A 3,024-nucleotide genomic window follows, 5' to 3' on the forward strand; every position below is an offset into this window, starting at 1 on the left:
GAACTCGGATTCTCCCTTGGGCAAGTAACTCTGCATCAACTTTATGCAGGCGGTAGCTTCGGCCGCCGGGCAAATCCGCGGTCAGACTTTGTTCGACAGGCCGTCCGAATCGCAAAGGCGGCTCGAGCAGCGGGCGTCACCGCTCCTGTGAAACTGGTTTGGATGCGTGAGGACGATATGCGAGGCGTTCAATACCGACCGTTGACCGTTCACAAAGTCAGAGCAATCTTAGATGGTTCCGGCAATCTGGTCTCTTGGCACCAGCATATCGTTGGGCAAAGTTTCGGCCCTCTTGCATCACCTACAGCGGTTGACGGTAGCCTCGTCGAAGGCGCACATGACACGGGCTATTTCATTCCAAATTTCCGTGTTGACCAACATTCACGGTCTGACTTTCCAATTCCTGTTGCTTGGATTCGTTCCGTTGGCCATACCCATTCTGCGTTTGCCGTCGAGACAATGATTGACGAAGTAGCTGCTGCTGCCAACAAGGACCCACTGGTGTTGCGTCGTGAGCTTTTACGCGACAGCCCACGTGACTTGGCTGTGCTCAATCTGGCGGCAGAAAAATCTGGTTGGGGAAAGCCTCTAGCAGCTGCAAAGAACGGCGGACGCCGAGGACGCGGTATCGCCGTGCATGAATCCTTTCACACGCATGTTGCGCAAGTGGCAGAAGTGACGCTTTATCCAGACGGCTCATTCACGGTAGACCGTGTTGTCTGTGCGGTGGACTGTGGGGTGGTTATCAATCCAGACAACCTTGTGTCCCAAGTCGAGGGTGGTATCACATTCGGCATGTCCTTCCTCAAACATGGAATTACATTCAAGGATGGGCACGTGGTCGAGAGTAACTTCCACGATTACCCCGTCGTCCGGATGAATTCTATGCCCAAGGTCGAGGTGTATGCCGTTGCCTCTAATAAGGACCCGAGCGGCATTGGCGAGCCCGGTACTCCACCTACGGCACCGGCCATCGTGAATGCACTTACCTCAATTACGGGAAAGCGCATTCGCACGCTTCCGCTGGATTCCAACAGCTTGGTCTCAAAGGCGTCCACTTGAGGCATCCCTCAGAACAATGAGAAATCGGCGTTGGCTTGAGTATGCAGCTGCGTTAGCTCTGCTGGTGCTAGCGCAGTCTGTCGCAACCTCTTGGCTCCTTTGTACCGTCCGCTGGGCATGTCCTTTGTAATCCTGGCACTCGCTCCTACACCATATGAAATTACTAAAATATGTCGCTGTCTTGTTGGTGCTTGTCGTTGGCGCCCTTGCAGCAACCTCGTGGCTTCGTCCGACTGGACCAGAGCCTGTCCCTCCTGTTGCGGGTACACCAAGCGACCTGCCTATCAATATGTCTCGTGGAGAGTATCTGGCGAGGGCGGCGGATTGCATCGCATGCCATACAGCACGAGGTGGGAAGCCATACGCCGGAGGGCGAGCATTTCACCTACCGTTCGGAACAATCTACGCTACCAACCTGACGCCCGATGAAGAGACCGGCTTGGGTAAATGGAGTGATGAAGCGTTCATCAGGGCTGTTCGTCAGGGTGTCGGCTCTCAAGGCCATTTGTACCCGGCCATGCCATACACCTCATACGCGGCGATGAGTCGCGATGATGTCCTCGCTATCAAGAAGTATCTGTCTACGTTGGAGCCGGTGAAACAAGCTCCACCTGCGACCACTCTGTCGTTCCCGTTTAATCAGCGCTGGGGGATGGAAGCATGGAATCTGGTGTTTTTCCGTGAAAAGCGCTTCGTAACGAATGAGTCAGAGGGAACGCTCTGGAATCGCGGCGCATATCTAGCAACAGCTCTAGGCCACTGCGGTGAGTGCCACACTCCCCGAAACGCAGGTTTTGCGATGAAGTCGAAAGACTACCTGTCAGGTGCCGAAATCGAAGGATGGAAGGCATATAACACCACTCAAGACCAGGCTTACGGTATCGGCGCATGGTCCGACGAACAGCTCCGGGGCTATCTGTCGACAGGGCATGCGCCTGGTCGCAGCTCCGCTGCAGGACCTATGGCTGAAGTAGTCGAACACAGCCTGCAATACATGACGCCTAGCGATATCAACTCGCTTGTGGCGTATATGCGCCAGGTGGCGCCGGCTACCGGAGAACGTCAGGAAACAGTAAATCTCCAGCCGGTGGGAGCAACTGCGTCCAACGCCGTTTTACCTGCAGCCTCTCAACGGGTTGAAAACCTGCGTGGCAAGCAACTGTTTGCCGCAGACTGTGCAGGGTGCCACCAATGGAATGGTGCCGGCCGCCAGTCTCAATATGCGTCCTTAGTTGGTAGTCGCGCAGTGAACGACCCGACCGGTACTGCGTTGACCCAGGTAATCCTGAAGGGAACTAGCATCCGCATCGGCGGCCAAGTACATCAAATGCCCGGATTTGGTTCTGCCTACTCGGATGCTGATGTCGCCGCCGTAGCGAACTATGTGGTTGAGCACTTCGGTGACAAAGAAGGCTCTGTGACCGCTGAAGCAGTACGTTCAAAGCGGGCAACACCGTAAGTGGGAAGCACATACACAGGTGTGGTGATACTTGTCCTCGCATCCGGCGTTGGACGGAGATTCGTTGAATCTGGTGGGTCCGGCAGCAAGCTCGATGCAAAGTTGGGAGAGCTGTCGGTGCTGGAGCACACACTATCCGCCGTGCGCGCGAGTGGTCTCGAATGGTTACTCGTGACAGATATTGAAGGCGGCATGGGGGACACCATTGCTGCGGGGGTTAAGGCAACGGAAGGCGCGGCCGGTTGGCTGGTCCTACCCGCAGACCTGCCCCTCATTTCCACTGATTCACTTCGAACCATCACCCACGCGCTCGACTCCTGTGTCGCCATCGTACCTCACTGCCACGGTCGACCAGGGCATCCCGTTGGGTTTCGTCGAGAGTGTTATCCACTGCTCCGCCCCCTATCGGGGGCGGATGGCGCGAAACATGTCGTTCGGGCACTTCGCTATCGAGGTCTGGTACTGGATTTGCCGTTAAACGACATAGGTACTGTTCAAGACAT

Annotated in this window: 3 protein-coding genes; all 3 read left to right on the forward strand. The window is 55.8% G+C overall.

The window, feature by feature from the left end; all coding sequences use genetic code 11:
- Positions 1 to 1,062: xanthine dehydrogenase family protein molybdopterin-binding subunit (locus AKL28_RS23210; protein ID WP_156226466.1), on the forward strand; the 1,062-nt coding region annotated here is incomplete at its 5' end.
- Between the two features lie 289 nt (positions 1,063 to 1,351).
- Positions 1,352 to 2,521, forward strand: coding sequence for a cytochrome c (locus AKL28_RS23215; RefSeq protein WP_231602667.1), 1,170 nt, complete (start codon positions 1,352 to 1,354; stop codon positions 2,519 to 2,521).
- Between the two features lie 141 nt (positions 2,522 to 2,662).
- Positions 2,663 to 3,024: nucleotidyltransferase family protein (locus AKL28_RS24195; protein WP_331456582.1), on the forward strand; the 362-nt coding region annotated here is incomplete at its 3' end.

The organism is Herbaspirillum chlorophenolicum, from assembly GCF_001189955.1.
GTDB lineage: Bacteria > Pseudomonadota > Gammaproteobacteria > Burkholderiales > Burkholderiaceae_D > Herbaspirillum > Herbaspirillum chlorophenolicum.

What these genes read in the sequence shown, in the direction of transcription:
- AKL28_RS23215 (WP_231602667.1), top strand. Translation starts at nt 1,352, where the DNA reads ATGTCTCGTGGAGAGTATCTGGCGAGGGCGGCGGATTGCATCGCATGC.